Source organism: Nocardioides pacificus, assembly GCF_054775955.1.
Genome location: NZ_BAAHCI010000011.1, coordinates 15,414 through 39,660, shown reverse-complemented (window position 1 = coordinate 39,660; position 24,247 = coordinate 15,414). Strand labels below are relative to the sequence as shown.

21 protein-coding genes, 2 tRNA genes and 1 pseudogene are annotated in these 24,247 nt (G+C 70.6%); 12 read left to right on the top strand and 12 right to left on the bottom strand.

The genetic code is table 11. The features are described from left to right. Positions 1-71 precede the first annotated feature (71 nt). From ACYU7L_RS13825 to ACYU7L_RS13805, 5 genes and pseudogenes are all read left to right on the top strand, one after another. Entirely contained in the window at positions 72-1,262 is a 1,191-nt protein-coding gene (locus tag ACYU7L_RS13825) for a YihY/virulence factor BrkB family protein (protein WP_460797589.1), read from the top strand. A gap of 1 nt (position 1,263) precedes the next feature. Continuing rightward, positions 1,264-2,778 (top strand): FAD-dependent oxidoreductase, encoded by a 1,515-nt coding sequence (locus ACYU7L_RS13820; RefSeq protein ID WP_460797587.1) that lies wholly within the window; start codon positions 1,264-1,266, stop codon positions 2,776-2,778. Between the two features lie 109 nt (positions 2,779-2,887). After that, a pseudogene (locus ACYU7L_RS13815) lies at positions 2,888-3,856 on the top strand (IS481 family transposase); the annotation flags it as partial. A gap of 281 nt (positions 3,857-4,137) precedes the next feature. Next, a complete protein-coding gene (locus ACYU7L_RS13810; protein ID WP_460797585.1) occupies positions 4,138-5,658 on the top strand; it encodes an HNH endonuclease signature motif containing protein in 1,521 nt (506 codons plus the stop codon). A gap of 311 nt (positions 5,659-5,969) precedes the next feature. Then, positions 5,970-6,170, top strand: coding sequence for a DUF6767 domain-containing protein (locus tag ACYU7L_RS13805; protein ID WP_460797583.1), 201 nt, complete (start codon positions 5,970-5,972; stop codon positions 6,168-6,170). A gap of 79 nt (positions 6,171-6,249) precedes the next feature. Here ACYU7L_RS13805 and ACYU7L_RS13800 read toward each other — a convergent pair whose 3' ends face one another. The 4 genes from ACYU7L_RS13800 to ACYU7L_RS13785 form a co-directional block, all read right to left on the bottom strand. Continuing rightward, on the bottom strand, positions 6,250-8,511 hold the full coding sequence (locus ACYU7L_RS13800) for a catalase (protein ID WP_460797580.1): 2,262 nt from the start codon (positions 8,509-8,511) through the stop codon (positions 6,250-6,252). Positions 8,512-8,632: 121 nt separating this feature from the next. Further along, positions 8,633-9,664, bottom strand: a complete 1,032-nt coding sequence (locus ACYU7L_RS13795) for an adenosine deaminase (RefSeq protein ID WP_460797578.1) — start codon at positions 9,662-9,664, stop codon at positions 8,633-8,635. 43 nt (positions 9,665-9,707) lie between these two features. After that, positions 9,708-10,451, bottom strand: coding sequence for a DsbA family protein (locus tag ACYU7L_RS13790; protein ID WP_460797575.1), 744 nt, complete (start codon positions 10,449-10,451; stop codon positions 9,708-9,710). A 3-nt stretch (positions 10,452-10,454) separates the two neighbouring features. Further along, positions 10,455-10,928: a MauE/DoxX family redox-associated membrane protein gene (locus ACYU7L_RS13785; protein ID WP_460797572.1), complete on the bottom strand. Its 474-nt coding sequence runs from the start codon at positions 10,926-10,928 to the stop codon at positions 10,455-10,457. Positions 10,929-11,013: 85 nt separating this feature from the next. Here ACYU7L_RS13785 and orn point away from each other — a divergent pair, with 85 nt between their 5' ends. Both orn and ACYU7L_RS13775 read left to right on the top strand, forming a co-directional pair. Next, positions 11,014-11,661, top strand: coding sequence for an oligoribonuclease (gene orn, locus ACYU7L_RS13780; protein WP_460797570.1), 648 nt, complete (start codon positions 11,014-11,016; stop codon positions 11,659-11,661). A 46-nt stretch (positions 11,662-11,707) separates the two neighbouring features. Beyond that, positions 11,708-11,783 (top strand) — tRNA-His (locus ACYU7L_RS13775). Between the two features lie 21 nt (positions 11,784-11,804). On the opposite strand, the gene ACYU7L_RS13770 is transcribed toward ACYU7L_RS13775, so the two are convergent. The 5 genes from ACYU7L_RS13770 to ACYU7L_RS13750 form a co-directional block, all read right to left on the bottom strand. Then, a complete protein-coding gene (locus ACYU7L_RS13770; RefSeq protein WP_460797568.1) occupies positions 11,805-12,104 on the bottom strand; it encodes a hypothetical protein in 300 nt (99 codons plus the stop codon). Positions 12,105-12,267: 163 nt separating this feature from the next. Beyond that, positions 12,268-12,582, bottom strand: a complete 315-nt coding sequence (locus ACYU7L_RS13765) for an STAS domain-containing protein (RefSeq protein ID WP_460797566.1) — start codon at positions 12,580-12,582, stop codon at positions 12,268-12,270. Between the two features lie 108 nt (positions 12,583-12,690). Next, entirely contained in the window at positions 12,691-13,257 is a 567-nt protein-coding gene (locus ACYU7L_RS13760; RefSeq protein ID WP_460797564.1) for a GNAT family N-acetyltransferase, read from the bottom strand. Continuing rightward, positions 13,254-15,335 (bottom strand): penicillin acylase family protein, encoded by a 2,082-nt coding sequence (locus tag ACYU7L_RS13755; protein WP_460797562.1) that lies wholly within the window; start codon positions 15,333-15,335, stop codon positions 13,254-13,256. Before ACYU7L_RS13755 ends, ACYU7L_RS13760 begins: the two co-directional genes overlap by 4 nt. A gap of 63 nt (positions 15,336-15,398) precedes the next feature. Then, positions 15,399-17,432: an ATP-binding protein gene (locus tag ACYU7L_RS13750; RefSeq protein WP_460797560.1), complete on the bottom strand. Its 2,034-nt coding sequence runs from the start codon at positions 17,430-17,432 to the stop codon at positions 15,399-15,401. A 118-nt stretch (positions 17,433-17,550) separates the two neighbouring features. On the opposite strand from ACYU7L_RS13750, the gene ACYU7L_RS13745 reads away from it, so the two are divergent. The 4 genes from ACYU7L_RS13745 to ACYU7L_RS13730 all read left to right on the top strand — a co-directional run bounded on the left by ACYU7L_RS13745 (position 17,551) and on the right by ACYU7L_RS13730 (position 22,652). Continuing rightward, entirely contained in the window at positions 17,551-19,125 is a 1,575-nt protein-coding gene (locus tag ACYU7L_RS13745) for a phytoene desaturase family protein (protein ID WP_460797557.1), read from the top strand. A 108-nt stretch (positions 19,126-19,233) separates the two neighbouring features. Next, a tRNA-Lys gene (locus tag ACYU7L_RS13740) sits at positions 19,234-19,309 on the top strand. A 104-nt stretch (positions 19,310-19,413) separates the two neighbouring features. Next, entirely contained in the window at positions 19,414-20,967 is a 1,554-nt protein-coding gene (locus ACYU7L_RS13735; RefSeq protein ID WP_460797555.1) for an MFS transporter, read from the top strand. 146 nt (positions 20,968-21,113) lie between these two features. After that, complete coding sequence (locus tag ACYU7L_RS13730) at positions 21,114-22,652, top strand: hypothetical protein (protein WP_460797553.1); 1,539 nt, start codon at positions 21,114-21,116, stop codon at positions 22,650-22,652. Positions 22,653-22,685: 33 nt separating this feature from the next. On the opposite strand, the gene ACYU7L_RS13725 is transcribed toward ACYU7L_RS13730, so the two are convergent. Beyond that, positions 22,686-22,865: a hypothetical protein gene (locus ACYU7L_RS13725; protein WP_460797551.1), complete on the bottom strand. Its 180-nt coding sequence runs from the start codon at positions 22,863-22,865 to the stop codon at positions 22,686-22,688. 100 nt (positions 22,866-22,965) lie between these two features. On the opposite strand from ACYU7L_RS13725, the gene ACYU7L_RS13720 reads away from it, so the two are divergent. After that, positions 22,966-23,523 carry a hypothetical protein gene (locus ACYU7L_RS13720; protein ID WP_460797548.1) on the top strand — a complete coding sequence of 186 codons (558 nt, stop codon included), beginning with the start codon at positions 22,966-22,968 and terminating at the stop codon, positions 23,521-23,523. Between the two features lie 103 nt (positions 23,524-23,626). Here the strand turns inward: ACYU7L_RS13720 and ACYU7L_RS13715 are convergent, their stop codons facing one another. Then, positions 23,627-23,950 carry a GroES family chaperonin gene (locus ACYU7L_RS13715; RefSeq protein WP_460797545.1) on the bottom strand — a complete coding sequence of 108 codons (324 nt, stop codon included), beginning with the start codon at positions 23,948-23,950 and terminating at the stop codon, positions 23,627-23,629. Positions 23,951-23,961: 11 nt separating this feature from the next. After that, a complete protein-coding gene (locus tag ACYU7L_RS13710; RefSeq protein WP_460797543.1) occupies positions 23,962-24,210 on the bottom strand; it encodes a DUF3618 domain-containing protein in 249 nt (82 codons plus the stop codon). Positions 24,211-24,247: the final 37 nt, after the last annotated feature.

Below are 24,247 nucleotides of genomic sequence, written 5' to 3'. Positions count from 1 at the left end.
GACTTCGTGAGGTGAGGACCCGACGGCCGAGCGCGGCATGACTGCTCGGCCGCCGGGGTACCCGCCATGGCATGAAGCTGCGCCGCAAGTCCCCTGACCACGAGCCCCGGGACAGCGACACCCGGGACCACACGTCGCACGACAGCGACTCGGGGGCCCGGACCCCGCAGGAACGCGAGCACCTCGACCCCGACGACCAGGGCAAGGCGGACTCCCCCACCGACCTGACCAAGCGGTCGTGGATATACGTCGGGCGCAAGACCGTGCGCGAGTTCTCCAAGGACCAGTGCACCGACCTGGCTGCTGCGCTGACCTACTACGCCGTCCTGGCGCTCTTCCCCGCAGCCATCGCGCTGCTCTCGATCGTCGGTCTGGTGGACCAGGGCACCAAAACCATCGACGAGATGATGAAGATCCTGCGCGACATCGGCGCCGGATCGATGGCCGACACGATCGAGCCCACCTTGCTGGAGCTCTCGAACACTCCCGGCGCCGGCCTCGCGCTGATCCTCGGTCTCGCCGGCGCCCTCTGGTCGGCCAGTGGGTACGTCGGGGCGTTCGGCCGCGCGATGAACCGGATGTACGAGATCGACGAGGGCCGCCCGATCTGGAAGCTGCGCCCCGCCAACATCCTGCTCACGCTCGTGCTCGTGATCCTCGCGGCCTTCGCGCTGCTCTCGCTCGTCCTGACCGGGCCGGTCGCCGACTCGGTGGGCTCCGCCGTCGGTCTCGGGGACGCCGCCGTACTCGCCTGGCAGATCGCCAAGTGGCCGGTGCTGCTCGTGGTCGTGGTCGTGATCGTGGCACTGCTCTACTGGGGCACCCCCAACATCAAGCAGCCGAAATTCCGCTGGATCAGCGTCGGGGCCTTCCTCGCGATCGTGACCTGGGTGCTGCTGTCGGCGGCCTTCGGGTTCTACCTCGCCAACTTCTCGTCCTATGACAAGACCTACGGCTCGCTCGCAGGCGTCATCGCGTTCCTGCTCTGGCTGTGGCTGACCAACATCGCTCTGCTGTTCGGCGCCGAGCTGGACTCCGAGCTCGAGCGTGGCCGCGAGCTCCAGGCGGGGCTGAAGGCGGAGAAGACCGTCCAGCTGCCGCCGCGCGACACGCGCAACATCGAGAAGAAGCAGGAGAAGGAGGAGGAGGACATCGCCAAGGGTCGGGCGATCCGGCTCGAGCACGCCTCCCAGAACAACGGGGGCCAGAACAACGGGAGCCAGCCCAACGACGGTGGGCGACGCAACGAGGGGAAGGACTGACATGACGATGTCCTCGCTGTGGCGCGACGGCCGCCCCTCGCCCCTGCCGGTGCAGTCCACCGTCGACGGTGAGTGGGATGTGGTGGTCGTCGGCGCCGGCATCACCGGCCTGACCACCGCTCTCCTGCTCGCGCGAGCCGGCCAGTCGGTCGCCCTGATCGAGGCGCGCCAGATCGGCTATGGCACCACGGGTGGGAGCACCGCCAAGCTGAGCCTGCTGCAGGGCACGACGCTGTCACGGATCAAGCGCCGTCATCCGGAGCGCACGGTCGAGCAGTACGTCTTGGGCAACCTCGAGGCACAGGCCTGGGTGGAGCAGTACTGCGGGCAGCACGGCGTCGACGTCCAGCACCGCGCGGCCTACACCTACGCCAACGGGGCGCTCGGTCGCCGCTCGGCAAGCCGGGAGTACGACGTGGCCTCCGCCGCCGGGCTCCCGGTGGAGTGGGTCGACGAGCTCGACCTGCCGTTCCCCACCCAGGGCGCGGTGCGGCTCGACGACCAGCTGCAGCTCGACCCGATGAAGCTCCTCGACGCGCTCGCCGCCGACGCCGTACGTCACGGGGTGACCCTGATCGAGGGCGCCCGGGTGCGGCGCGTGACCGGCAAGGCGCCCGTCCGGGTGTCGACCACGGCTGGCGAGGCCCGCGCCTCCCGGGTCGTGATCGCGACGAACATGCCGATCCTCGACCGCGGCGCCTTCTTCGCCCGGGCCAGCCCCGAGCGCTCCTACATCCTCGCGTTCCGTACGCCCACCCCCGCGGTCGACGCGATGTACCTCGCCGCCGACTCCCCCAGCCGCTCGCTGCGCGACGTACCCCTGGGCGGGCCCGACGGCGACCCGAGCAGCCTGCTCCTCGTAGGCGGCAACGGGCACACGGTCGGCCGCGCCCGCTCCGAGCGCGCGAAGGTCGAGGACCTGCGGCGCTGGACGCACGCCCACTACCCGGGAGCCCAGGAGACGCACGCCTGGTCGGCTCAGGACTACGTCACGGCCAGTGGCCTGCCCTATGTGGGCCCCGTCCTGCCCGGTCGCGATGACATCCTCGTGGCAGGCGGATACGCCAAATGGGGGATGACGAACGGCGTGGCAGCCGGGCTGGCCCTCAGCAGCCGCATCCTCGGCGGCCAGACGCAGTGGGCGGCGGCCTTCGAGACCTGGACGCCGAGCATGCTGCGCGGCACCGTCGACGCCGCCCGGATCAACGCCGAGGTCGGCTTCGAGATGACCCGCGGCTGGCTCCGCCCCGTCGCCGGGCTCGGGCCGTGGAGTGAGAAGGGCAGCCCCGAGGAGGGTCAGGGAGTCGTCCGCTACGACCACGCCGGCACGCCCACGGCCGTCTCCCGCGTCGACGGGCAGGTGCGCAGTGTCTCGGCCGTCTGCCCTCACCTGGGCGGCATCCTGAGCTGGAACGACGCCGAGACGAGCTGGGACTGCCCCCTGCACGGCTCCCGGTTCGATGCCGACGGCGAGCTCCTCGAGGGCCCCGCCACCTGCGGCCTGAGCCAGCGCTAGCTGTTCTGACCACGGACGTTAGGTACGGCGTGCCGGCTGGACGATGACGAAGACCTCCGGGTGAGGTGTGGAGCTACCACGCACCCACATCTCACAACCGGAGGCCTTCGTGTCCCACGCTAACGCGTGCCTGACTCCTGCTGGACGGCTACGTCTTGCCCAGCTCATCGTCGACAACGGCTGGGCGCTGCGCCGTGCTGCCGAACGCTGGAACTGTTCAGTGACCACCGCTCGTCGATGGGCTGATCGGTACCGGCTCTACGGTCGTGCTGGCATGACCGACCGGCCATCGCGACCCAAGGCCTCGCCGCACCGGACGCCGACCCGCACGGAGCGACGGGTGATCGGGCTGCGAGTCGCTCGGCGGTGGGGGCCAGCTCGCATCGGTTACCGACTGGGTCTTCAGCCCTCCACGGTGCACAAGATCCTGCGTCGCTACGGATGTCCGCCGCTGGCTTGGACCGACCCCGCCACTGGGGTGCGGATCAAGTGGGCGCGACGCAAGATCCACCACTACGTCCACGACGCCCCCGGCGACCTGGTGCACATCGACATCAAGAAGCTCGGTCGTATCCCCGACAGAGGCGGACACAAAGTGCTGGGCCGAGCGGCCGGGCGAAAGAACACCACGCGCGGCAAGATCGGCTACTGGTACATCCACAATGCCGTAGACGACTGCACGCGGCTCGCGTACAGCGAGCTCCTCACCGATGAGAAGAAGGAAACCGCCGCCGCGTTCTGGGTCAGGGCCAACGCCTACTTCGAGTCCGTTGGCATCACCGTCCAGCGAGTGCTCACCGACAACGGCTCTTGCTACCGCTCGACGTTGTTCGCCAAGACCCTGGGCGATGCCATCAAGCACAAGCGGACCAGGCCGTACCGGCCACAGACCAACGGCAAGGTCGAGCGATTCAACCGCACCGCCCTCGAGGAGTGGGCCTACGCCCGGCCCTACAAATCAGAGACCGAGCGTGCAGCCCTCTTCAACGAATGGCTCCACACCTACAATCACCACCGCGGCCACACCGCACTCGGCGGCAAGTCACCAGCCGACCTCGTACCCAACCTGCGTGGACAGAACAGCACCCGTCCCGCGTGGTGGAGGCTGCGCGGCCCGCTCGTTGGTCGAGCAGGTTGCGTAGCCCCACCTCGCTGGTCGAGCAGGTTGCGTAGCCCCACCTCGTTGGTCGAGCAGGTTGCGCAGCAACCGACGTCGAGACCCACCCGCGCCCTCGTTGGTCGAGCAGGTTGCGTAGCAACCGACGTCGAGACCCAACCGCGAAGAAAGTTCTCCACAGGTAGCGCGTCGCGCCGCTTCTGGGCGGGGGCAGTGTCGGCGCCCCCTGCTTGACTATTTCCATGTCCCAGACAGCCATCCCCGACACCGCCGCCGCGGTGCTCGAGGCTGCCCGGGCACGCCGCACCGGGGCGGACCGCCTCGAGGCAGAGCAGCTCCAACTCGCAGTCGACTGGGCCGCCATGCACTCCGTCGACTCCCTCACCGACGCCGCACTCGCCCACGACGGCTACGGCGACCGAGGCCTCCCCATCGCCGGCGAGGGTGCCCCGCTGGTCGCGGAGTTCGCGATCACCGAGTTCGCCCTCGCCGTCGGCATGTCCACCGACGCCGGCAACCGCTACATCGGCCAAGCCGTCGAGCTCAGATATCGCCTCCCCAAGGTGTGGGCCCGGGTCTGCTCCGGCGACCTGGTGGCGTGGAAGGCCCGCCGCATCGCCGACGCCACGATGAGCCTCGTGCCCGACGGCGCGGCGTTCGTGGACCGCCACGTCGCGCCGGTCGCGCACAAGATCGGCATCGCTGCCCTGGACCGACTGATCGAGGAGGCCCGGGTCCAGTTCCAGCCCGAGGACGCCGAGCAACGCCGCCGCAACGCAGCCGACGGCCGCTGCTTCGACGTCGACACCCACCAGGTCTCCTACGACGGCACCATGGCTATCCGCGGCGAGCTCGACATCGCCGACGCGATGGACCTCGACGCCGCCGTCACCTCCGGGGCCGAGGCCCAGCGCGCTCTCGGGTCCGAGGAACCGCTCGGTGCCCGACGGGCGAAGGCGGTCGCCGATCTCGCCCGCCGGCAGCTCGCCTTCGACCTCAACAACACTGACGACGATGAGTCCTCCACCGGCAGCGCACGCGATGGCGAGCCCACCACCGGCGACGTCGCGACACCGGCTCAGGGTGGTGCATCCGACTCATTCCCTGCTCCCGATCAACCGTGCTCATCCACCACGGCCTCCGAGGGCCCGACCCTCACCCGGGGGACACCGCGGCGTCCGCGTCAGGTGGTGCTCTACGTCCACCTCTCCCACGAGGCACTGCGCGCCCGCGCCCTCGACGACAGCGTCGGCGCCGACGGCGACGGGGCCCGGGACCGCCTCCACCTCGCCCGACTCGAGAACACCCGCTCCTTCGTCTCCGCCGAACAGGTCCGCGACTGGTGCGCCAGCCCCGACGCCCAGGTCACCGTGAAGCCGGTCATCGACCTGGAGGACCACGTCCACGTCGGCGCCTACGAAGTCCCCGACCGCCTCGTCGAACGAGTCGCGTTGATCAACCACAGCTGCGTGTTCCCCTGGTGCACCCGACCAGCCCGCAAGCTCAAGCCCGACGGGCACCGCGCCGACTGCGACCACGTCCGCGAACACGCAGCCGGCGGAGCTACGTGCTCCTGCAACCTAGCCCCGCTGTGCCGCAGACACCACCGCCACAAGACCCACTCGCCGTGGACCTACACCGTCATCGACCCCGGCACGTTCCTGTGGACCAGCCCTCAGGGGTATCAGTACCTGCGCGATCACACCGGGACACTCGACGTCGCCCGTGAACGGTCTCGCGCCGTACCACCGCCCGACGAGTAGCTGCATCGCCCCGCACCCCGCCGTAGGCAGCACCCGGCGGGAGCTTCGGCATGTCCCCGCTGGTTGAGGAAGGCGCGCAGCGCCTGTCTCGAACCATCGCCATGGTCTCGACGTCGGTTGCTAGCGCAACCTGCTCGACCACCGAGGGGTGCGGAGGGTCTCGACGTCGGTTGCTAGCGCAACCAACTCGACCACCGAGGGGGCTGCGCAACCTGCTCGACCAGCGAACGGCGCTGCGCAACCTGCAGAGTCGTTCGGCCCTGTGCGCTGTCCGACGGCCCTCGTAGCGTCGGGCGTGGGAGATGATCACGATGACCGAACGACACCGGGCCAAGACCCGGCCCAATCCCAAGTGCCCGATCCGTCCCGGCGAGGATTGCCTGCTCTGCTTCTCCGGCGCCAGCGGCCCCGAGGACTGCGGGCTCGTCTACCTCGTGATGGAGGACCCGGAGCTGCGCGACCAGCTCACCCAGATCCGCCGCGAGCACCTCGCGGCCGAGCTCCCGGCCTAGACGCGGCCAGACATGCAGGTGCCGGCCATCCCTCACGCAGGGATGGCCGGCACCGTTGCTGATCGCTCTCGTGCGCCGATCAGGCGACCGTCGCGGGGAACCTCTCCCACACGCGGTGCGACGCCATCAGCTCCTGCACCTCGGTGAAGACAGCAGCAGCGTTCTCACCGGTCACCACCCCAGGCGTGCCGGCAACGCCGGCCTGGGTGACCGCGTCGACGCCGGCGCCCCAGGCACCGATGACCTTCGCGTGGCGCCAGCACTCGTCGATCATCAGCGTCACGCGCGGGTCGATCGCGGCCGAGTCTCCTGCGCCCGCCTTCGCGTCCCGGGCGGGCTGGGCGTCGGGCGCGGGCACGGGGCTGCCGGCGACCAGCAGCACGTCGTACTCGACGGAGCGTCCGGTCGCGAACGTGCGCTGCACCGGCATCTCCTCGACCATGCCACCGTGCGGGGCAATCAGCAGCGGCACCATGCCGGCGGCGAAGATCGTCTGGCGCAGGGCGCGCACCCCGTCGAGGTCGCCGTCGGGGTCGACCACGATGCCGACCATCCGGCCGTCGGGAGGCCAGACTCCGCCGACCTGCGAGAGCGCAGGGCTCGGCGTCGAGTCGATCAACTCGATGGTCGGCTCGGGGGCCGGGAGGCCGAGGCCGGTCGCCACCTCGGAGCACAGCAACGGGTCGATGTTGGCCAGGCACTGGAGCTGGCGCTCCTTGATGGCCTGCTCGTAGCACTTGCCGAGCTCGAAGGTGTAGGCCCGGATGATGTGCTCCTTCTCCACCGGGCTCATGCTCAGCCAGAACAGGCGCGTCTGGCTGTAGTGGTCGTCGAAGGACGCCGGGTTCTCGCGCACCTTCGTGGCCTCAGGCACCCGGACGGGCACGTCGATGAACGCCCCCTCCTCGATGCTGGCTGGCGAGGGGTTGCCGCCGTCGAGTGAGTTCGGCTTGTACGGCGCGACCCCGCCGTGCACTGCGTGCTGGTGGAAGCCGTCGCGCAGGTTGTCGTTGACCGGCGCGTGGGGCCGGTTGATCGGGATCTGCGTGAAGTTCGGGCCACCGAGCCGGGTGATCTGCGTGTCGACGTAGGAGAACAGACGCGCCTGCAGGAGCGGGTCGTTCGTGAAGTCGATGCCGGGCGGCATGTGTCCGAGGTGGAACGCCACCTGCTCGGTCTCGGCGAAGTAGTTCGTGGTGTTCCGGTTGAGCGTCATCTTGCCGATGAGCTGCACCGGGGCCAGCTCCTCGGGGACGATCTTCGTCGGGTCGAGCAGGTCGATGCCCTCGAACGTCTCCTCGGGGGTGTCCGGGAAGACCTGGATGCCGAGCTCCCACTCCGGGTAGGCCCCCGCCTCGATCGCGTCGAAGAGGTCACGGCGGTGGAAGTCCGGGTCGAGGCCGCCGATCAGCTGCGCCTCCTCCCACGTCAGCGAGTGCACGCCGAGCTTGGGCTTCCAGTGGAACTTCGCCAGCGCCGTCTCCCCCGCCTCGTTGATGAGGCGGAAGGTGTGGACCCCGAAGCCCTCCATCATCCGGTAGGAGCGCGGGATGCCGCGGTCGGACATGTTCCACATCGCGTGGTGCTGCGCCTCGGTGTGCAGCGAGACGAAGTCCCAGAACGTGTCGTGCGCGCTCTGGGCCTGCGGGATCTCGCGGTCCGGGTGCGGCTTGCCCGCGTGGATGATGTCGGGGAACTTGATCCCGTCCTGGATGAAGAACACCGGCATGTTGTTGCCGACGAGGTCGAAGGTGCCCTCCTCGGTGTAGAACTTCGTCGCGAACCCGCGGGTGTCGCGCACCGTGTCAGCGGACCCCCGCGATCCGAGGACCGTGGAGAACCGGACGAACACGTCGGTCTTCTTGCCCTTCGCCAAGAAGCCGGCCTTGGTGACGTTCTCCGCGGTGCCGTAGCCCTCGAAGACGCCGTGCACACCGGCGCCGCGGGCGTGCACGACGCGCTCCGGGATGCGCTCGTGGTCGAAGTGCGTGATCTTCTCGCGGAGGTGGTGGTCCTGCAGCAGCGTCGGTCCGCGCAGGCCGGCCTTGAGCGAGTGATCGGTGTCGCGCAGTCGCGCGCCGTTGGCGGTGGTGAGATAGGCGCCCTGCTGGGCGGCCGCGGTCGGAGGGGCCCCGGTCTCCGCACCCGTGGGGGTCCGCGTCTCGGGCGTCCCCTGGTCCTTCTTGGGCGGCAGCGGCGGCGTCGGCTCGGTGGGCTCCTCGAGCGTCGCGGGCGCAGCTCCCGGTGTGCCGGGAACCTCCGGGGTCATCATGTCGGCCGCCTTCTCGGCGGTCGCCTCCAGGGCGTCCTTCACGGCCTTGGCCGGCTTGCTCGGATCCATTGCTGGTCTCCTTCTCGTTGCCTCTGGGGTTGCGTGTAGTCGACAAGGGCGGCGGTACCCGCGCCGGCTGCGGGCATACCGCCGGCCGCCCAGGGAAACGGAACTGATCCAGAAAGGGCGCTCAGCCCTGCGCGACGTACGCCGTGATCTCGGCGCGCAGGTCCGCCTTGCCGGAGTCGTCGAGGAACGACGCGTCCACGGCGGCGACAGCCAGGTCGCCGAGGCCGGCTCGATCGAGCTCGAGCAGGTCGGCCGCGATCTCGTACTCCCGGTTCAGCGTCGTGGCGAACATCGGCGGGTCATCGCTGTTGATGGTGACGACGACGCCGGCGTCGTGAAGCGCTCGCAGCGGGTGCTCGTCGAGCGAGGCCACCGCCCGGGTCGCGAGGTTGGAGGTGGGGCACACCTCCAACGGGATGCGGTGCTCGACCAGGTGGGCAATGAGGGACGGGTCCTGGATGGCGGTGGTGCCGTGCCCGATCCGCTCGGCACCGAGCACCCGCAGCGCGTCCCAGACCGTCTCCGGCCCGGTGGTCTCCCCCGCGTGCGGCACACTGTGCAGCCCGGCCGCCCGGGCCGCGTCGAAGTGCGGCTGGAACTGCGGACGCGGCACCCCGATCTCCGGGCCGCCCAGCCCGAAGCCGACCAGCGCATCGGTGCGGTGGTTCAGCGCATAGTCGAGGGTCGCCTCGGCGGCGGGGATGCCCAGCTCGCCGGGGATGTCGTAGATCCAGCGCAGCCGGATCCCGAAGTCACGCTCGGCTGCCACCCGAGCATCCTCGATCGCCTCGGTGTAGGCCTCGATCGGGACCCCGGCCAGCACCGACGTGTACGGCGTGCAGGTGAGCTCGGCGTAGCGCACCTGCTGGGCGTGGGCCATCTCTCGAGCCACCTCATAGGTCAGCAGCCGGACGTCTTCGGGCGTGCGGATCAGGTCGACGACCGCGAGGTAGACCTCGATGAAGTGCCCGAAGTCGCGGAACGTCATGAACTCCCGCAGGGCATCGAGGTCGGCGGGCACCGTGCCCGGGTGGCGCGTGGCCAGCTCGGAGACGATCCGGGGCGAGGCCGAGCCCACCTGGTGCACGTGCAGCTCGGCCTTCGGCAGACCGGCGACGAACTCGGACAGGCTGGTGGGGCTCAGAGCACTCATCGAGCCAGTGTGCCAAAGACCAGGGCCCGCACCCGACCTGGGCTCAGCCGATCGCCTCGAGCAGCTTGGTGGCGATCTCCTGCAGCGACTCGCCTTCGATGACCTCGCCGTCGACCAGCGTCGTCGGCGTCCCGTTGACTCCGTTCTTCGACATCTCGTCGGTGGCGTCGACCCCCCACTGCTCGAAGACCTTGTCCTCGATCCCCGGGCGGATCTCGTCCTCGTCGGCGCCGGCCTCGACCGCCATCTCGATCAGCTCGTCGTCCTCCTGGCCGGGCCCACCCTCGGCGGGCTGCTGCTCCATGAGCGTGTCGTGGAACTCCCAGAAGACGTCCTTGCCCGCCGTGTCGAGGACCACCATCGCCGCGTTGAGGGCGCGCGAGGAGTACTCGTTGGAGGACGCCTGGTCGAGGAAGGTCACCGGACGGAACTCGAGCTGGATCCTGCCGGCGTCCACGGCGTCACGCAGGTCCGCGCTCACGGCCTCCTCGAACATCGCGCAGTTGGGACAGAGGAAGTCCTCATAGATGGTGACGGTCTTGGGGGCTGACTCGTCGCCCAGCACGACGCCGTAGTCGTCGGTGGTGTCGGCCGGCACCGCCGTGCGCTCGTCGCCGGTCTTGTCACGCGAGGCGTTCCAGATCACCCCTCCGCCGATGACGACGATCAGCACGGCGACGATGGAGCCGACGATGGCCAGCCGGAGATTCCGCTCGTGCCTCTTCTGCTCCTGCAGGGCCGCGGCCGCGCGCTCGGCGCGGGACTGGGAGGCAGCCTTCTTGGACATGCGTCATTCCTCTCGTGACCGGACGGGGAGTCCGAAGAGCCAGGTGTCGAGCGCCAGCGCGCTGCGCGGACGCCAGGCGAGCGCGAGGGAGACCAGCAGCAGCGCGGCGTCGCGCGCGATCTCCCACGGGTACTTGTCCTCGGCTCCCGCCTGCGCGCCGCCGCCGCCGAAGCAGCCGCAGTCGATGGACAGGCCGCGGGCCCACGCGGCGGAGATGCCGACGATGAAGGCCGCGAAGAGCAGCGCCGAGATGAGGGCGTTGACCCGCACGAGGAGGCCGAGGACCAGGCAGAGCCCCACCACGACCTCGAGGACGGGCAACAGGTAGCCGGTGGCCGGGACGATCGCCTCGGGCAGCAGGTCGTAGGCGCGTACGGCGCGCACGCTCGCCGCAGGGTCAGGCAGCTTGAGCGCGCCCGCGACGATCCAGACGCCGCCCACGATGACGCGCCCGAGGAGTCCCAGCCAGTGCCACACGTCTCGACCCTAGACGGCTCGACTGAGGCGTTGCTGAGTAACGCGCCCAACCGGGTCCTTAGTCCCGTGGGTAGTGTGACTGCTCGTGAATGAAAGACTTGTCTGGATCGACTGCGAGATGACCGGCCTCGACCTGCACGCCGACGCCCTCATCGAGGTCGCCGCCCTCGTGACCGACTTCGACCTCAACGTGCTGGGCGAGGGCATCGACCTCATCATCAAGCCCCCTGCGGAGGCGCTCGACCAGATGGGTGACTTCGTGCGCAACATGCACGAGACGTCGGGTCTGCTCACCGAGCTGGAGCACGGCATCACGATGGCCGACGCCGAGGAGCAGGTGCTCACCTACATCAAGGAGCACTGCCCCGACGGCAGCCGGCCGCCGCTGGCCGGCAACACCGTGGCGACCGACCGCGCGTTCCTGGCGCGCGACATGGCGACGCTCGAGTCGTTCCTGCACTACCGGATCGTGGACGTCTCCTCCATCAAGGAGCTCTCTCGCCGGTGGTACCCCCGGGCCTACTTCCAGTCGCCCGCCAAGCGCGGCAACCACCGCGCCCTGGCGGACATCCAGGAGAGCATCGAGGAGCTGCGCTACTACCGCGAGGCCGTCTTCGTCCCCGCCCCGGGCCCCGACAGCGAGACCGCCAAGGCCATCGCCGCGCGCCACGCCGGGGCCCTCACCGGACTCACCGAGACCGTGTCGACCCCCGGTGGTCAGCAGGACTCCTGACACCCGTTACACTTTCTCTGCGTTCCGGCCCTCGGCCGGAACCGTGGTGGGCGTAGCTCAGTTGGTAGAGCGCCGCGTTGTGGTCGCGGATGTCGCGGGTTCAAGTCCCGTCGTTCACCCCAGGTGCCCCACCTGAGACGCCCTCACCTGTGGCGTCTCAGGTGGGGTCTGCTCGTGAAGAGCATCTCCACTCGCACGCCCCTCTCACAGGGGCGCCACTCCTCGCGGAAGTCGCGATGGTCGGCATAGAGAAGAGCACGCACCTGAAGCGTGTGCAACTGGGGCGGTGCCTCACCGCGGGCGACCGCGGCGCGCACCCGCCGTACCAACGTGCGCACCACCTGGCTGCCGTCGAGCAGCACGTGGTCGATCTGACTCCCGGCGCACGCCTCGCGCGCATCCTCCTCGGCGCGGGCGAGCAGGAAGTCGAGCAGGGCGGACACAGCCGTGCACGGAAGTGGCGACACAGGTTCCTCCAGCGGGGCGAGGGCACCCTGTCCAACGAGATCCGGCCCGGTGGGGCTATCAGCGCGTTGGTAAAGGTTCCGGGCGAGGGGTGGCCCGAGGGTGGTTCGTTCGAGCGATCGAGGGGATCGGCGGAGAGGCTCAGGCCGCGACGAGCGGGTCGAGAATCCCCTCGACCCGCGCCAGCGCGACGATCCGCTGCACCGCGGGGCTCACCGGGCCGACCCGCAGCTGGGTGCCCGAGCCGTTGAACTGCCGGCGGGCGGCGATCAGCACGCTCAGTCCCGAGCAGTCGGCGAAGGTGACACCCGACAGATCGATGGCCAGTCGGCGGCACGACGCGCGGTCGACATCCTGCAGGGCGCGCGCGAGGCGGGCGGCCGACTGGAGGTCCAGCGCGCCCGTGACGCGGATGGTCGTGGTGGGACCGGGGACCATCGTGAGACTGGCGGTCATGACTCTTCTTTCCGAGCGCCGGCCCTGAGAAGGGACTGACGGTGGCCGTGGTGGGACGCCTCACCAACCGCTGCGCCCTCCGGAGGTTACGCGGCACCGTCGAGTGGTCTAGGCCCCTTCGCCCTGCGTCCCGCTCCCCCGCTCCTCGTCCGCGTCCAGGAAGAGCAGCTGCGCCGTCTTGACCGCAAGGTCGACCACCGGCCCCCGGGTGAAGCCGAGCCTCTCGAAACGGCCGATCGCCCGGGTGTTGCGCACGTCGGGGTCGGCGACCAGACGGCGTACGGCGGGCGCGGCGAGGGCGTGGCGCAGGAACGGCGTGACCACCGCGCCGGTGAACCCGCGACGCGGGGCGGAGGTGCCCGCGAGCAGGAGATGGATGCCCAGGTCCCCGTCGCGCACGTCGTAGGTCTCCCCCACCGGCTCGGCGCGTGGCTCGTAGTCCTGCAGGAGCGCGACGGGTTCGTCATCGAGACGCACCAGCCAGGCGTGGTGGGTGGGCTGCTCGTCGATCCACGTGTAGACCTCGCGGACCTCGTCGAGCGTGTGGTCGCGCATCATCCAGAAGCGCGCCCGCTCCTGCACCACCCAGCTGTGCAGGAGCCGCGCATCCTCGTGCGGGTCCAGCCGCCCGACCGTCAACCGGCCGTGGTCGGGAAGGTCGACGCTCCAGCTCACGAGAGCTCCTCGGTCAGCTCGGTCCAGTCGGTCACGATCGGCACCAGGCGCGCCTCCAGCCAGTGCTGCTGCTGGTCGGTGTGGTGGGGGCTGCGCGGGTCGCCGGCCGCCCCCAGCGGGACGACCCACCGACTCGCGCAGCGGTCCGCGAGGTCCCACACATAGCGCGCCACCGAGCCGCGCCAGCACTCGTCGCTCACACCGGGCACCGACGAGGTGCAGCGGACCGTGTCGCTGTCGCCCGGCACCGCCGGGGCGGGCAGCGGCGGCGGATCGAGATCGGCGTCGGCCACCTCGAAGGCGTGCACCGGGGTCAGCACGTGCGTGGCACCCCAGGTGTCCCGATGACCCGCCGCGTCCTCCAACGCTCGTGCGGAGAGCCGGGCGACGTCGATCCCGAAGGGCCGATCGGCCGCCACCAGCGCCTCCAGGGCCAGCCCCACGCGGCCCGGCACGCTGAGCCACGGCCCGAACACCTCGTCGTACGGCGCGGGGGTCGCGGCGAGGTCCGCGAGGGGCCGCTCGGCCAGCAGCCGCGCTGTCAGGGCCGAGCGCCAGGCGGCGAAGGCGGCTGCCCCACGGGACTCGGTGTCCAGGTGGCCGTCCCAGGCCACGATCTCCGCCCGGACCTCCTGCCCCCTGCTGCCAGGTGCCACCTCATCCAGTGCCAGCCCGCGCAGATGCCTCTGGAAGAGGGGCACCGCCAGCAGCAGGGTGTCACCGTGCATCGCCTCGAGGTCCTCGACCCTCAGGCCGGTGCGCCCCGCCACGAGCTGGTGGAGTCGCTGCGCCCGGTGCGGCGGAGCGAACTCCACCCCGATCCGGTCGCTCTGCGGTCCCCGTCGCTCGTTGGCGGTGACCGCGTGGCCGTCGGGCGCCACCTCCTCGCGCAGCGCGTCGGCGAGCCAACCGGTCCAACCGCCACCGGCGTCCTCGGCGGGCACCACCGTCTGCCGGTTCGCCTCGGCCCGCAGCGGCACCCGACCGGCGACCCGATAGCGCACCGTCCCCGCGGCGTCGGCCACCAGGACGTTGTTGACCGGCTCCACCCAGTGCCCGAGGGCTGCGTCGACGTCGTCCGCGGTGCGCGAGCGCAGCAGCGGGAGAAGGGCGTCGAACCCGCACGCACCGAGCACGTCGGGCGGCGTGCGCAGGCTGATCGCCCCACCGTCGCCCCCGCCGTCGACACCGCCGGAGACCACCCGCCCCCGCGCGGTCACGACCACCTCGACCGCCGCCGGGTCGGCGCCGCGGACCAGGACCGTCTCGAGGTGGCTGCGAGTCGGCTCCCAGCCGTCCGGACCGAGGGCCTCCACCCGGCCGTCATCCACCCGGCGCAGCTGCTCGTCGAACAGGTCCTGGGTGTCGCCCATCGCGTTCGTGATCGCCCACGCGACGCTGCCGGCGTGCCCGAAGTGCTGGATGCCGGGGACTCCGGGGAAGGCGAAGCCGACCACGTCGAACTCGTCGCAGGCCAAGCGGACCTGCGCGTAGACCCCGGGCGCCTCGATCAGCCGGTGCGGGTCCCCGGCGACCAGCGGGCTGCCACTCGCGGTGCGGTCGCCCCCGACGGCCCAGGCGTTGCTCCCGCTGCTGCTGGGGCCCTCGTGGGAGAGCAGGGCGGCCTCCTCGCCCAGCATGCGGCGGGCGTGCGTGCGCCAGAGCTTGGCGGTGAGGTTCGCGAAGAGCAGGTGCTGGGAGAGGAAGACGGCGATGGGGGTCCAAGGCTCCCAAGCCGCGGGAGCCACGCCCAGACGGACGAACTCGGGACTGTCGGTGTGGAGAGCGTCGTTGACGCCGCGCACGTACGACGCAACGAAGGCGCGCGTCTCCTCGTCGAGCGCACCGTGGGCGCGCTGCGCAATCTCCGCGATCCCGGCCCGTCGCGCCAAGCGGTCCGCCGGCACTGCCGCGAGACCGAGGAGCTCGGCACTCGTCCCGGTGGCCCGACGGCGCTGGTGCTCGAGCTGCCAGGACCGGTCGCGAGCCATCGCGACGCCCTGCCCGTGGGCGACGTCCAGGACGCTGCTCCCCCGCACATGCGGGATGGCCCAGGCGTCACGGAAGATGCGGGCCACGCCGACCTCCTCGCTCGATGAAGTTAGGGCACCCTAACTCACCGACCGGTCGGCCGCGCCGCCTCACGCCGTACGACGCACCGGGCTCGCCTGCGGGAGCACGACCCGGAAGGTCGAGCCCTCACCGGGCGCGGAGGTCACCTCGATCGTGCCGCCGTGCAGCTCGACGATCGTCGCGGCGATCGAGAGGCCCAGCCCGCTCCCCTGGATCGCATGCTCCTCGGCGATCGAGGAGCGGAAGAAGCGCGTGAACAGGAGCCCCTGCTCGTCCGGCGGGATGCCCAGTCCGGTGTCGCTCACCGAGAGCTCGACGGCGTCGACGAGCTGCTCGGCGCGGATCTTGATCCGACCCCCGTCAGGGGTGAACTTCACGGCGTTGGAGGCGAGGTTGAGCATCACCCGCTCGAGCTTCTCCCGGTCCCCGCGCACCACGAGGGGCTCGTCGGTGAGTCGCACCTCGATATTGAGCTCGCGCCCCTCGAGGGCCCGGGCCAGCTTGGCCCGGGCCGACGCGACCACGTCGCGCGCATCGACCATCTCGTGCAGGTGCTCTCCCAGGTCCTCCTGGGCGCGCACCAGCAGCAGCAGGTCTTCGATGAGCTCGAGCAGACGCGTGCTGTTCTGCGAGACCCGGGCCATCGCCTTGGCCTGCCCCTTGCCCAGCTCGCCGAAGGCACCGTCCTCCAGCAGCTCGAGATAGCCGACGATGTTGGTGATCGGAGTGCGCAGCTCGTGGCTCACGTTGGCCACGAAGCCGTCCTTGATCCGGTCGAGCTCGCGGAGCCGGGCCATCGCGAGGCGCTGAGCAGCCAGGGCCTCCTCGAGCGCCTGCTGGCGGGCCATCCGCTCGGTGACGTCCTCGGAGGTGACGACGTACCCGGCGGGACCGTTGCGCTCGTCGTAGACGCGGGTCAGGGTCATCGAGTGCCGGCGCACCTCACCGTCCTTGCGGCGGAACGTCCACTCCCGGCACGGCCCCCGAGGAGCCGTCGTCAGCGCGGAGGCCAGGGCCGGATAGCTCGGCTCGACGTCCAGCATCTGCGCGTGCTCGAGGAACTCGTCGCGCTCGTGGAAGAACGAGGGGAGCTCGCCCAGCACCTCGGACTCGCGATAGCCGAGCAGCTCCTCGGCACCGGGGTTGAAGAGGGTGATCCGGGCGTCCTCGTCCAAGCCGATGATCGCGATCCCGGAGACGTTGCGCACGATGCGCTGCACCAGGTCGCGCTCGATGGCCACGGCCCGGGTCCGGCCGCGCTCGAGCCCGGTGGTCATGGCGAAGGGAAGCGTCCCGATGGCACAGGCACCGATGAAGAGCACCAGCATCAGCTGCTCGACCCAGGCCGGGTGGCCGAAGGAGTCGTGCACGCCGGGGAAGGGCCCATGTCCAGCCGTGGTGAACCAGGCGGCGAAGAGGCCGCACATGAGGACCTGCCCCTGCACCTCGCGGACCGTGCCTCGGGCGGCGGCCACCACGAGGAACGGGATCAGCACGAAGAGCAGCGGCAGCGACTCAGCGATCCAGAAGATGATCACGCACACGGCCGCGACGATGACCCAGTGCAGGACCCGCTCCCAGGTCATGAACAGCGGCGCGTGGTGCGAGACCTGGAGGAAGTAGGGCACGAGCGCCAGGTGCGAGGCGAAGGTGACGCCGAGCAGGCCGAGGACCATCGAGGGGACGGTCCCCACTCCGGTCACCAGCGGCACGATCGCGCCACCGACCGCGACGACGCCGAGGGAGAGCAGCCCCGCACGGGCGAACCGGATGCCCTCCGCGCCGGTGACCAGCCGGGGGCCGTCGGGGTTGCGCAGCAGGTACCACGCCCCCGCCGCGGCCTGCGCCACCACGACGAGCCCGAGTCCGATCGCGAGGCCGAGGGGGCGACCGGCTCCCCACACGCTGCCGACGGCGACCACGAGCGCCACGAGCGCCACTGCCGGGCGCTGCCGCGGGCCGGCCCAGAGCAGCGCGCCGGTGACCAGGCCGACCGGCCACACGCCGAGGGCGTGGGTCGCGTCGGGAGCGGCGTCGACGGCGGCCCAGCCAAGCAGCGCGGTGAGGGCGAGCACGCCGACGAGTCGCAGCAGGCCCTGCATCGGGTGACTCCCTCCCTCGCTCGAACCACCATGCTCGGGTCGGTGTGGCGCAGTCCTGACACCAGGACCGAGTCAGCACGATACCGGCGAGAAAATTTCAGAGGGCTAGGTTTGCCCAATGCCGACATCTCGCAAGCAGTACGACGTCGTGGTCGTCGGGGGTGGACACAACGGACTCGTCTCCGCCGCCTACCTCTCCCGCGCCGGACTCTCCGTCCTGGTCCTCGAGCGCCTGGACCACACGGGAGGGGCCGCCGTCTCCGCCCAGGCCTTCCCCGGCCTCCCCGCGCGACTGTCGCGCTACTCCTACTTGGTGAGCCTGATGCCGACCGAGCTGATGGCCGACCTCGGCCTCGACGTGCGGCTCACGTCGCGCTCCACCGCGTCGTACACCCCGACGCTGCGTGACGGCCGCCCCGGGGGGCTGCTCGTCGAGCGCCCCGAGGGCGAGGCGACCCGGGCGTCGTTCCGCGCCCTCACCGGGTCCGACGACGAGTACGACGCGTGGCGCGAGTTCTACGCCGACGTCGCCGACCTGGCCCATGTGGTCGCGCCGACCCTGCTGCAGCCGCTGCCCCTCGAGCGCGCCGTGCGCGGACAGGTCGACCCCGGGCTGTGGCGCGACTTCGTCACCGAGCCGCTCGGCGCGACGATCGAGGCCCGCTTCCGCGACGACACCGTGCGCGGCGTGGTCGCGACCGATGCGCTGATCGGGACGTTCGCCTCGCTCAACGACGCCTCGCTCGTGCAGAACCGCTGCTTCCTCTACCACCTGATCGGCAACGGCACCGGCGAGTGGCGGGTGCCCGTCGGCGGGATGGGAGCCGTCACCGACGCCCTGCACGCCCGTGCCGTCCAGGAGGGCGCCGAGATCCTCACCGGGGCCGGCGTCAGCTCGATCCGCGCCGACGCGGACGGCGCCGAGGTCACCTGGGACGGGCCCGAGGGGAGGCAGAGCGTCACCACCCGCCGGGTGCTGTCAGGCGTGGCGCCCTGGGTGCTGCAGATCCTGATGGGCGAGGCCGAGGACGCCGCCACGAAGCCGGAGGGATCACAGCTCAAGGTCAACGTGCTGCTCGACCGGCTGCCCCGGCTCAAGTCCGGGGTCGACCCTGCAGTCGCGTTCGCCGGCACCCTGCACCTGGGCGAGGACTATCGCGATCTCGAGGCGGCCTACACCGCTGCCGCCGAAGGCCGGCTGCCCGACCGGCTGCCCGGGGAGGTCTACTGCCACTCGATCAGCGACCCGTCGATCCTCGGCGACCTGGCGGCGCAGGGGAAGCACACGCTCACCTACTTCGGGCTGCACACGCCGGCGTCGCTGTTCGCCCAGGACCCCGAGGGCGTCAAGGCCGAGGCCGTACGACGCGCGAAGGCGTCGCTCGACGAGCACCTCGCCGAGCCGATCGACGACTGCATCACCCGAGGCCCCGACGGCAGCCCCTGTGTGGAGGCGAAGATCCCGCAGGACCTCGAACGCGACCTGGCGATGCCCGGCGGGCACATCTTCCACGGCGACCTGGACTGGCCCTGGGCCCCGAACCGCTCGCGGATGGAGACCGCCGCTCAGCGATGGGGCGTGCAGACGACCGTCGACTCGGTGCTGCTGTGCGGCTCCGGCGCCAGGCGCGGGGGCGCGGTCAGCGGGATCGCCGGCCACAATGCCGCGCAGGCGGTGCTCGAGGAGCGGTGAGCCGCTGTCGGCCTCGTCCGGGCGAGGGGCCTGCGTGATGCAGGGCACCCGACCTCGATTTTCTCATCCGCCGCTCGCGCTGCTAGAGTTCCTCTCGCTTCACGGCGTGCGCCATTAGCTCAATTGGCAGAGCAGCTGACTCTTAATCAGCGGGTTCGCGGTTCGAGTCCGCGATGGCGTACCAACTACGAAGGCCCCCGATCGGCTCCCAGCCGGACGGGGGCCTTCGTCGTTCCCCGGACCCGACGTCCAGCGCGGACGGGCGGTGGATCTAGTCTCCAAGGCGAGATGAGCAAGCACGCCAGGCATCGGGCAGAGACGACCCCCGCGCTCTCCCGGCTGCAGCGCTGGGCGGCGCTGGCTGTGTTGTCCGCCAGCCTCCTCGTCGTGTCGATGGACATGACGGTGCTGATCGTCGCGCTTCCCGACCTGGCTGCCGATCTCGCCCCCACGGCCAACCAAGAGCTGTGGATCGTCGACGTCTACTCCCTGGTGCTGGCCGGTCTGCTCGTCTCGATGAGCGCACTCGCCGACCGCTGGGGCCGCAAGCGGATGCTGCTGGCAGGCTTCGTGGTCTTCGGGGCCGCCTCCGCGCTGATCGGGCTGGCCGACAGCCCCGAGTCCGTCATCGCCGTACGGGCCCTGCTCGGCGTCGGCGGCGCGATGATCATGCCGACCACGCTGTCGCTCATCCGCAGCATCTTCAGCGACGCCGCCGAACGCGCCACGGCGCTCGGGATCTGGGCGGCGACCTCCGCCCTGGGCATCGCGGTGGGGCCGATCGTCGGCGGTCTGCTGCTCGAGCACTTCAGCTGGCACGCCGCCTTCCTCGTCAACGTGCCGCTCATGGTCGTCGGGGTCATCGCGGGGCTGGTGATCCTGCCCGAGGCGCGCGACCCCGATCCGGGGCGGTGGGACTACGTCGCGGCGCTGCTCTCCATCGCCGGCATGACCTCGCTGGTCTGGGCGGTGAAGCGCTTCGGCAAGGAGGAAAGTCTCACGGACGCCGCGGGGTGGGCGACGACCGCGCTCGCGTTCGTGCTGCTCGCCTGGTTCGTGTGGCGCTGCCTGCGCCGACCCGATCCTCTGCTGGAGGTCCGCCTCTTCGGCCGAGCGCCGTTCACGGCCGGTGCGCTGGCCGCGCTCACGTCGATGTTCGCAATGGTCGCTGCTCTGCTGCTGATCGCCCAGTGGCTCCAGCTCGTCGAGGGGCACTCGCCGCTGGGCGCCGGTGTCCATCTGCTCCCCCTCGCGGCGGGAGCCGCGATCGCCTCTGCCCTGGCCCCGGCCATCGCGGCCCGGATCGGAGCGCGGACGACGCTGGCCGGCGGCCTCGCGGTCGCGGGCCTCGGTCTGATCTCGCTCTCGTTCGTGCCCGGCGACCTCACCTATGGCACCGTCGCGGTCGCGATGACGCTCGTCGGCGCCGGGGGTGGATCGTTGGCGATCGCCTCGGCCATCATCATGGCGAGCACCCCCACCGCGAAGGCCGGCAACGCCGCCGCCATCGAGGAGACGTCCTACGACCTCGGGACAGTCCTCGGCGTCGCCGTGCTCGGCAGCATCGCGGCGGTCACCTACCGCACCCAGCTGGACCTGAGCGACCTGGTCACGCAGGGGCTCGACCCGGCGCTGGCAGCCGCTGCAGGCGAGTCGCTCGGGGCCGCCACCGCGATCGCCAGCAGCGCAGGACTCCCCGAGCTGGCCCGCGAGGCCACCACGGCCTTCACCGACGCGCTGACCCAGACCGGACTCATCGGAGGTGTGGCGATGGTCGTCGTGGCCGTGCTGGTGTTCGGTCTGGTGCCTCGGGACTTCAACCTGGCCGAGCAGCGGGAGTAATGCGCGTCTAGCCCACGGGCCCGCAATTGCTTGGCTTCCTCAAGGTCTGCTCAGGGTCTCCCGAAGATTGGCGCAACTCGGCTATCCAGGCCCCGGGACGCCCTCACGATGGACTCTCCTGTCGTCATCGAACCGAGGGAGCCTTCGTGCGCTCACCCCATCGCCGCATCGCAGCCGTGGTCGCTGCCACCCTGATCGGTCCGGGGCTGCTCCTCGGCGCCGCCCTGCTGCCGGCTGAGGCCACGTCCACGGGCGACCAAGGGGGCACCGAGGACCAGGTGTGCATCGGCCTGGACAGCGGCAAGATCGATACGACCGGCGAGCCCACGTCAGTTACCGTTCACGCCCCTTCCGGTCAGGTCGTCACGAGCTACTGCGTGAAGTCGGGGAGCACCAAGCAGGGCAACGGCCCCAAGTACGTCAAGGTGGCGGCACCGTCCGCGACAGTGACATTCACATATCCCCTGTCCCCGAACAAGGCAATCTCGCACTACTCCGTTGCATATGGGCCCGCGCCGACACCCAGCCCTACACCGACGCCGACGCCGACTCCGGAGCCCACGCCGACGCCGACCCCGACGCCGACTCCCACACCGACCCCGGAGCCCACGCCGACCCCGACCCCGACGCCGGAGCCGACCCCGACTCCCACGCCGACTCCCACCCCGACCTCGACTCCCACCCCGTCGGCCCCGGACACCCCCTTCGACTGGAACTGGAACTACCAGCCGCCCACCTGTGAGGCGCTGACGGTGACCTACCCCGCCAACCTCCCGAGCGGGCAGGCCAAGGACATCAACGTGCGCTTCAACAGCGCCGCCGGCGAGTTCACCCTGAACTTCCACAACGACCACTCCGAGTGGTCCGGCACCACGACGTTCCCGTTCACGACCCACCCGAAGTGGCCGGCTGGGCTCACCGAGTACGACGTCACGTGGATCCAGGTCGCCGGCACCAACCGCCACTGGACCGGCAAGCTCAGCTGCCCCGGCGGCGTAGCTCCGACCCCGCCAGTCGTGGACCCGGATGTGAAGCCGAACCCGCCCGTGGTCGACCCAAACGGCAACTTCGACTGGAACTGGACCTACGGTCCCCCGACCTGCAACTCCCTCGTCGTGGGCTACCCGGGCAACTTGCCCGGCGACCAGGCCAACGACCTCAATGTCCGCTTCCGCTCCGGCGCACGCACCTTCACGCTGAACTTCCACAACGACTACGACTTCTGGTCGGGGAACATGCACTTCTCGTTCACCGCCCACCCTCAGTGGCCTATCGACGTGACCGACTACAAGGTCGAGTGGGTGCAGGTCGCCGGCACCAATTACCACTGGCAGGGCTCGCTCCCGTGCCGGCTCACCGCGGACAGCGACCCCACGACGTACGACGTCGCGCAGGGCGTGACGACCGTGGCCAACTGGAGTCCCGCCACCAAGCGGGTCGCTCGTGGACGCGCCCTCGCGCCCCGCACGGTCGCCGTCATCCAGGCTGACGCTCCGGTCGTGCTGCAGCGCCGCGCCGGCGGCGCCTGGCGCACGGTGCGCAGCATCCAGCCGACCTCGGACGCGGTGCGGGTCACTTTCCCCCGCGAGCGGCGCCGCGGCGTCGTCCGCTACCGGCTGAGCGTGCCCGGAACCGACTTCGCCACCGGCACGACCACCGCGCCCGTGGTGGTGCGGGTCAGGTAGTCACCTAACGGCGGCGGCGCCCCATCGACGCCGTCAGTCGCCGCCGTCGCCGATCCCTCCGAACCCGCCGCCGCCACCGAGGATCCCGGCGTCCGCGGGCTCGGGATGGTCCGTCACGTCCTTGGGCGCGACCGCCACCCAGGCTCCCGCTGCGGCGACCGGCGGCAGCACGCCGTACCGGCGCCTGCGCTGCTCCTTGGCTGAGTCCTCCATCGCTCCATGATGGACCGCCGACGACCGGTGCACCAGGGTCGCGAGGTTTGGTCCTTCATGATCCGGATACCGGGCAATGGTCACCGAACTAGGAGGGACCATGCCTACCTGGGCCTGGATCGTCATCGCCGCCGTCGTCGTGCTGCTGCTTCTTGCAGCGCTCGCGGCCGTGATGAGCAAGAAGTCGAAAGCCAAGAAGCTGGAGGAGGCCGCACACCTGCGCCAGGAAGCAGCCCGTCGGGAGCCCGAGCTGAACCAGCGCACCGCCGAGGCCCGCCAGATCGACGCCGAGGCCGCCCGGATGCGGGCCGAGGCCGATCGCAAGGTCGCCGAGGCCGAGCAGCTCGAGGTCGCCGCGCGCGAGCACCAGGAGAAGATCGAGGCCGACCGCGCCCAGCACGCGGAGAAGCTGCGTCGCGCCGAGGAGCTCGACCCTAAGGGTGCCCACGCCGCACCCACGCCCGACAGCCGCACCGACACCACCGCCGGCGCCCACACGGACACCCGCGTCACCGAGTCCACGGGTTCTACAACCACGGGCTCCACGCCTACGGGCACCACGGGTACGGGCACCACGCCTACGGGCACCCACACCAGCGACACGACGTACGACGAGACCGCGGTGAACGACAGCAGCACCCGCGGCAAGCACCTCTGACCCGTCAGAAAATCACGCTGACCCGGCAGAAACTACCTCTCGCGAGGGAGTTTCTGCCGGGTCAGGCGTTTCTTGTGACGGGTCAGCGAAAGTTTCTGACGGGTCAGAGGTAGAGGCCGGTGTTGCTGTCGCCCAGCCGCTCGGCGGCGACCGCGTGCACGTCGCGCTCGCGCATCACGACGTAGACCTCGCCGTTGACCTCGACCTCGGCCTTCTCCTCGGGGTCGAACAGGACCCTGTCGTCCTTCTCCACCGAGCGGGCCTGCGGCCCGACGGCCACCACGCGCGACCAGGCGAGCCGGCGCGCGCCCATCGCCGCGGTCGCGGGGATGACGATGCCGCCCGAGGAGCGCCGCTCCCCCGCGTCGTTGTCGAGCTCCACGAGGACCCGGTCGTGGAGCATCTTGATCGGAGTCTTGTCCTCCACGTCGAGGGTGCTCAGCGGGTGATCTTGCGGACGATCACGAAGAACACGATCGTGCCCACCACGCCGCCGGCGACCTTGATGATGTTGTCGGTGCGGGGCGCACCGGTGGCCTCGTCGACGAAGTGGGCCTTCAGGGTGGCGATCTCGCGGCGCGCGATCGTCTTCGGGCTGGCGCGGTAGACCAGCTGGTCGATGGTGGAGGCGAGACGCTCGCGGGTCTCCTCGATCTCGTGCTCGAGGGAGGACATCTCCTTGCTCACTTCTCACGGCTCCTGGGGCGTTGGGGGCGGACGGTGA